The sequence below is a fragment of the Kitasatospora sp. NPDC001539 genome (genome assembly GCF_040298565.1).
GTDB lineage: Bacteria > Actinomycetota > Actinomycetes > Streptomycetales > Streptomycetaceae > Kitasatospora.
In genome coordinates, this window is record NZ_JBEPAK010000336.1 from 1 (window position 1) to 6,230 (window position 6,230).

At 75.2% G+C, this 6,230-nt stretch carries 5 protein-coding genes; all 5 read left to right on the forward strand.

Annotated elements, in window-relative coordinates:
• Positions 1-359 precede the first annotated feature (359 nt).
• The 5 genes from ABT247_RS30870 to ABT247_RS30890 all read left to right on the forward strand — a co-directional run bounded on the left by ABT247_RS30870 (position 360) and on the right by ABT247_RS30890 (position 6,186).
• On the forward strand, positions 360-1,139 hold the full coding sequence (locus ABT247_RS30870) for an IclR family transcriptional regulator (RefSeq protein WP_350749201.1): 780 nt from the start codon (positions 360-362) through the stop codon (positions 1,137-1,139).
• Between the two features lie 292 nt (positions 1,140-1,431).
• Positions 1,432-2,346 (forward strand): metal-dependent hydrolase, encoded by a 915-nt coding sequence (locus ABT247_RS30875; protein ID WP_350749204.1) that lies wholly within the window; start codon positions 1,432-1,434, stop codon positions 2,344-2,346.
• A gap of 54 nt (positions 2,347-2,400) precedes the next feature.
• Positions 2,401-3,489 carry a PDR/VanB family oxidoreductase gene (locus tag ABT247_RS30880; RefSeq protein WP_350749206.1) on the forward strand — a complete coding sequence of 363 codons (1,089 nt, stop codon included), beginning with the start codon at positions 2,401-2,403 and terminating at the stop codon, positions 3,487-3,489.
• A 13-nt stretch (positions 3,490-3,502) separates the two neighbouring features.
• On the forward strand, positions 3,503-4,456 hold the full coding sequence (locus ABT247_RS30885; RefSeq protein ID WP_350749209.1) for a M24 family metallopeptidase: 954 nt from the start codon (positions 3,503-3,505) through the stop codon (positions 4,454-4,456).
• Positions 4,453-6,186, forward strand: coding sequence for an SDR family oxidoreductase (locus ABT247_RS30890; RefSeq protein WP_350749212.1), 1,734 nt, complete (start codon positions 4,453-4,455; stop codon positions 6,184-6,186). The genes ABT247_RS30885 and ABT247_RS30890 overlap by 4 nt, the downstream gene beginning before the upstream one ends.
• Positions 6,187-6,230 lie beyond the last annotated feature (44 nt).

Below are 6,230 nucleotides of genomic sequence, written 5' to 3' on the forward strand. Positions count from 1 at the left end.
GCGGCCGGGGACCGACTGACGCACCGACCCTTCCGCACCCTCACCGGCCGCCGGGGCCCGCACCCCGGCGGCCGCTCGACGGGCCTCTCCCCCCTGGGCAGTGGGGGAGGGGCCCGCGGGCGTCGTGCGGCCGGAGTCGTCCGGAGCTGTCCGGAGGTGTCCGGAGTCACCCGGAGTCGTCCGGTGGGACCGGAGTGGCGCCCGCCGGGGGTGCGCCGGCGCTCCCGTCACCGTCCGACCGGCAGCTGCTCCACGGAATGTTCACGGATATTCACGGACAGCAGTTGCCGGAGCCGCCGGGTGGATAGGCTGAGGCCTGCCCGCGGTCGCTCCGTGGGGGGACATCGGAAGGGGACGACATGTCGACACCAGCCCCGGGTCGTCACGCCGCGCTGGACCAGGGCCCGACCGGCCCGTTCACCTCCCTGCAGTACGCCCTCAGACTGCTGGAGGCCGTCGACCGGCACCCTGACGGCGCCACCCTGGTCGCGCTCGCCCGGGAGACCTCGCTCGGCCTGCCGACCGTCCGGCGGCTCGCCGAACTCCTGGAGATCGAGGGCTACCTCCAGTGCCAGGACGGCGGTTGGGTGCTCGGCGGCACCTTCGCCCTGCTCGGGCAGCACAACCGGGAGCAGCTGGTGAAGGCCAGGCTGAACCGCAAACTGGCCGAACTCCGGGACGAGTTGGGTGCTGCGGTGTACTTCGGCCGGTACCACGACGGGGAGTTGTCGGTCGAGGCGGTCTCGGCGGCCGACCACGCGCCCGCCGTGCAGGAGTGGGTGGACTTCCGCGCCACCGCGCACGCCAGCGCGATAGGCAAGTGCCTGCTCAGCCAGCTGGACGTGGACGGCCGGCGCGACCACCTCTCCCGGCACCCCGTCGCCCGGCTCACCTCCCGTACGGTCACCGACGCCGACCAGCTGATGCACCGGCTGGAGCGGCAGCCGGCCACCGTGCCGGTGCTGGACATCCAGGAGTACGCGCTCGGCACGGTGTGCGCGGCGGTGCCGATCACCGCGGGCACCACGGTCGGCTGCCTGGCCACCTCGATGCCGGTGGACAACATCCACAAGCTGAAGGCCGCCGCCGAGCTGCTGGCGGCCCGGGCGGCGCCGCTGATGCTGGCGATGGCGGTCTGAGGTCCCGAGCCGCACCCGCACGGCCGCACCCCGCACCGCCGCACCCGCACGGCCGCACCCCGCACCGCCGCACCCGCACGGCCGCACCCCGCTCGACGGGCCCCGCCGGACACCGACCGTCCGGCGGGGCCCGCGTGCTTTCCGGCTCCGGGGGTTTCCGAGGGCGCCTCCCGGTGCACACCACTTATTAGACTCGATGTCGATAAGAGGCTCCGAAACCCTTGTCCCCGCCCCTACCGGCGAGTACGTTTCCCTGAGCCGAGCCGCCGCTCCCAGGTCAGGAGGGCCTGCCATGCCCCGATCCACCCCCGTCCCCGCCCTCGCCGCCCCCGCGGCGCGCGTGCACGACAGCCTCGTCCTGGAGCCCCGGGACGTCCGCTTCGACTGGACCGGACTGCCGCTGCACTGGATCCCGGACGAGCCGATGGCCACCCACGTCATCAACGTGCTGCACCTGCTGCTGCCCGAGGGCGAGCGCTGGTTCGTCAAGGTGTTCAAGGAGGCGCTGCCGCTCATCCGCGACGAGCAACTGCGCGAGGAGGTGCTCGGGTTCATCGGGCAGGAGGCCATCCACGCCGCGGCGCACCAGGATGTCCTGGACCACCTCCTCGCCCAGGGCCTCGACCCGCGCCCGTACGTCCGGCAGATCGCCTGGCTGTTCCAGCGGGTCCTGGGCGACAAGCCCGGGCTGTCACCCGCCCGGCGCCGGGAGAACGTCATCGAGCGGGTCGCCTTCGTCGCGGCGATCGAGCACTTCACCGCCTTCCTCGGCGACTGGGCCCTCAACTCCCCGGGCCTGGACCGGGCCGAGGCCGACCCGACGATGCTCGACCTGCTGCGCTGGCACGGTGCCGAGGAGGTCGAGCACCGCAGCGTCGCCTTCGACCTGATGGTCCACCTGGACCCGGGGTACCTGCGCCGGGTGCGCGGAATGCTGGTGTCCGGGCCGCTGCTCGTCCACCTCTGGGTGCGCGGCGCCCGCTTCCTGCTGGCCGCCGACCCGACGCTCCGGGGGCGGCTCAAGCCGACCTGGCGCGAGGCGGGGCGGATCGCCAGGCGCGGACTGCTGCCCGACCCGGTCCGGTCGATCCGCTCCGGCCTGCGCTACCTGCGGCCGGGCTACCACCCCACCCAGGAGGGCTCGTCCAGCCAGGCGCTGGGCTACCTCGCCACCTCCCCGGCCGCCCGCGCCGCCGCCGGGCGCTGAGGGCCCCACCCGACGACCGCGTCCCCGCCCCGCCTCTCCCAAGGACCCGCCCGGATGGACCTCCGCACCCCGCCGCCCGACCTCTACGGCCGCCCCCGCGCCGACGCCTTCATGCGCTTCCTCACCGCCTTCGGCGACCGCTACTCCCCGGCCCTCGGCGGCCCCCTGCTGCGCCGCAGCCCCCGCCGCCCGTACAGCCGCCCCACCCCGCCGCTGCGACTGGTCGTCGCCGCCCGCCGGGACGTGGTCTCCGACGTCGTCGAGTTGGACCTCGCCGACCCCTCCGGCGGCCCGCTCCCGCCCTGGCAGCCCGGCGCCCACCTGCGCCTCGCCCTGCCCTCCGGCCGCGAGCGCCACTACTCGCTCACCGGCGACCCCGCCGACCGCCACCGCTACCGGATCGCCGTGCGCAGGCTGCCCGCAGGCGGCGGAGGTTCCGTCGAGATCCACGACACCCTCCACCCCGGCACCCGGCTCACCGCCCGCAGCCCGCGCAACGGCTTCGCCTTCTGCGCCGAGCCCGCCGTCCTGCTGCTCGCCGGCGGCATCGGCATCACCCCGCTCCTGCCGATGGCCCGGGAGGCCCGGCGCCACGGCCTGGACTGGCGCCTCGTGCACGTCGGACGCAGCGCCGACACCCTCCCGTACGCGGACGAGCTGCGCGCCCTCGACCCGCACCGCGTCGTGCTGCGCACCGACGACGAGCACGGCGGCGTCCCCACCGGCGCCGAACTGCTCGCCCACGCCCCGCGCGGCGCCGCCGTCTACTGCTGCGGCCCGGCCCCGATGCTGGCCGCCGTCCAGCGCGCACTGGACGGCTCCCACGCGTCCGCCCTGCACTTCGAACGCTTCGGCGCCGCCCCGATCACCGACGGACGGCCCTTCGCCGTCCGGATCGGCGCCGACGGCCCGACCCTGGACGTCCCCGCCGACCGCTCCGCGCTGGACGTGCTGCGCGAGACCCGCCCGGACCTCCCGTACTCCTGCCACCAGGGCTTCTGCGGCACCTGCGAGGTCCGTCTGCTGTCCGGCGCGGCCGACCACCGGGACCGCCGCCTCACCCCCGAACAGCGCGCCGCCGGCGCCCTGCTGCCCTGCGTCTCCCGGGCCGCCGAGGGCGAGACCCTCGTGCTCGACCTGTAGAAGGAGTCCTGCCATGGCGAAAGCGACCCCCGCCTTCCGCTACACCGAGCGCGATCTCGCCCGCTTCCGCGAGACCCAGCAACTCGCCTACCACTGCGCCGAAGAGGTCGCCGCCTGGATCGAACCGGGCGTCACCGAGCGGCAGACCACCGCCGAGCTGCGCCGCCGCCTGGTCGCCGCCGGGGTGCAGGACTTCTTCCACGTCCCCTTCGCCTGGTTCGGCGACCGCACCGCGTTCCGGCACTTCCACACCCCGCTGCAGTTCTTCGCCGGCAACCGCCGCCTGGCGGAGGGCATGCCGTACGTGCTGGACTGCGCGCCCGTCGTGGACGGCTACACCGCCGACATCGGCTACGGCGGGAAGGTCGGCGAGAACCGGGTGTGGGACCGCCTGGCCGCCGACCTCCGGGTCTACCGCGAACTGATCCTCGCCGAGGTGCGCGCCCGCAAGCCGCTCGCCGAGGTGTACGCGGCCGTGGACGCCCAGCTCGCCGCGCACGGCTACGACAACCGCCACCAGGTCTACCCGGGCCGGGTGATCGGCCACCAGGTCACCCGCACCACCGCCCGCGGCCCGGCCGGGGTGAACGTCCTCGGCTTCGGCGTGCGCACCCTCCAGACCCTCGGCCGCGAACTCGTCACCGAGCGCCTGCACGGCCGCTCACCGCTGTGGGCGGACGGCCGGTCGTCCCGGCACGCGCCCACTCCGGGTCTGTGGGCGGTCGAGCCGCACATCGCCTTCCGCGGCGTGGGCATCAAGTTCGAGGAACTGCTGGTCGTCACCGAGGACGACGCCCACTGGCTCGATGACGACCTCCCGCACGTCCGCCGCTGGACCGCCACCGACGACTCGGCCACCATCGAGCCTGCCGACACCCGGTCGGCCACCGCCGGACGGGCGGACACCCAGTCGACCGACGACGGGCCGGCCCACGACGGGCCGACCCCCCAGGAGGCCACCCGATGACGACCCCGACCCGCCGCCGGACCGTCCACTCCGGCGGCCTCCCGCTCGCCGTCTTCGAGCAGGGCGACCCGGACGCCCCCACCGTCCTCCTGGTGCACGGCTACCCGGACACCCACGCCGTCTGGGACGACGTCGCCGCCGACCTCGCCCGCGACCACCACGTGGTCCGCTACGACGTGCGCGGCGCCGGCGAGTCCGGCGTGCCCGCCGACCGGGACGGCTACCGGCTGGAGCAGCTCGCGGCCGACCTGTTCGCCGTCGCCGACGCGGTCAGCCCGGAGCGCCCGGTGCACCTGCTCGCCCACGACTGGGGTTCGATCCAGTCCTGGGAGGCCGTCACCGCGCCCGGCGCCGAGCGCAGGATCGCCTCGTACACCACCATCTCCGGGCCGTCCCTGGACCACACGGGCCACTGGCTGCGCCACCGGCTGCGCCGCCCCACCCCGCGCCACCTCCGACAGCTGCTCCACCAGGGCCTGCACTCCTGGTACATCACGGCCTTCCACCTGCCCTACCTCGCCCCCGCCGTCTGGCGCCTGGGCCTCGCCCGGGCCTGGCCGCGGGTGCTGCGCGACCTGGAGGGCGTCACCCCGCGCGCCGGCCACCCGCAGCCCACCCTGCGCCGCGACGCGGTCCGGGGCATCGAGCTGTACCGCGCCAACTTCCGCCCGACGATGGGCAGTCCGCGCGAGCGGCCGACGGAGGTGCCGGTCCAGCTGATCACCCTCACCCGGGACCGCTACGTCGGCACCCACCTCTTCGAGGGCCTGGAGCGCTGGGTGCCCAGGCTGACCCGGCGCACCCTGCACGCCGGCCACTGGTCGGCGCTGCTGGAGAAGGGGGCCGTGGTGGCCGGGATGGTCCGCGAGTTCACCGCCCGCATCGAGACCGGGGCCGCCGGCGGGGCCCGGACCGCCGAGGGCGACGGCCGGCTGGTGGTCGTCACCGGCGGCGGCAGCGGCATCGGACGGGCCACCGCCCTGGCCTTCGCCGAGGACGGCGCCGAGGTGGTGGTCTGCGACCTCGACCTCGCGGCCGCCGAGCGCACCGCCGAACTCGCCTCGCTGATCGGCCCGCCCGCGCACGCCTACCGGGTGGACGTCTCCGACGGCGCCGCGGTGGACGCCTTCGCGCAGACCGTCGCCGCCGAGCACGGCGTGCCGGACGTGCTGGTCAACAACGCCGGCATCGGCCACTCCGGGACCTTCCTGCAGACCACCGAGAAGGAGTGGCAGCGCGTCCTGGACGTCAACCTCTGGGGGGTCATCCACGGCTGCCGCGCCTTCGGCACCCTGATGGCCGACCGCGGCCAGGGCGGCCACATCGTCAACGTCTCCTCGGCCGCCGCCTACCTCCCGGCCAAGGCCCTCACCGCCTACGCGACCAGCAAGGCCGCGGTCTTCATGCTCTCCGACTGCCTGCGCGCCGAGTTCGTCGGCCACGGCATCGGCGTCTCGACCATCTGCCCGGGGATCGTCAACACCAACATCACCCGCACCTCCACCTTCTCCGCGACCACCGCCGCCGAGCAGGCCGCCAAGCAGGCCCGGGCCGCCAGGCTCTACGCCCGCCGCGGCTTCCCGCCCGAGAAGGTCGCCGCGGCGATCGTCACCGCCGTGCGGACCGGCAAGGCCGTCGTCCCGGTCACCCCCGAGGCCAAGGCCGCCCGACTGCTCTCCCGGCTCAGCCCCGGCCTGCTGCGACTGGCGGCGCGCCTGAACGTGACCTGACGCCACCCGCCCCCGGCGGCGCCGGGACCCCTGCCGACGCAGGG

Excerpts from the sequence above, each read along its gene's own strand:
- ABT247_RS30870 (WP_350749201.1), top strand. The coding sequence starts at position 360 with ATGTCGACACCAGCCCCGGGTCGTCACGCCGCGCTGGACCAGGGCCCG.
- ABT247_RS30875 (WP_350749204.1), top strand. The coding sequence starts at position 1,432 with ATGCCCCGATCCACCCCCGTCCCCGCCCTCGCCGCCCCCGCGGCGCGC.
- ABT247_RS30880 (WP_350749206.1), top strand. The coding sequence starts at position 2,401 with ATGGACCTCCGCACCCCGCCGCCCGACCTCTACGGCCGCCCCCGCGCC.
- ABT247_RS30885 (WP_350749209.1), top strand. The coding sequence starts at position 3,503 with ATGGCGAAAGCGACCCCCGCCTTCCGCTACACCGAGCGCGATCTCGCC.
- ABT247_RS30890 (WP_350749212.1), top strand. The coding sequence starts at position 4,453 with ATGACGACCCCGACCCGCCGCCGGACCGTCCACTCCGGCGGCCTCCCG.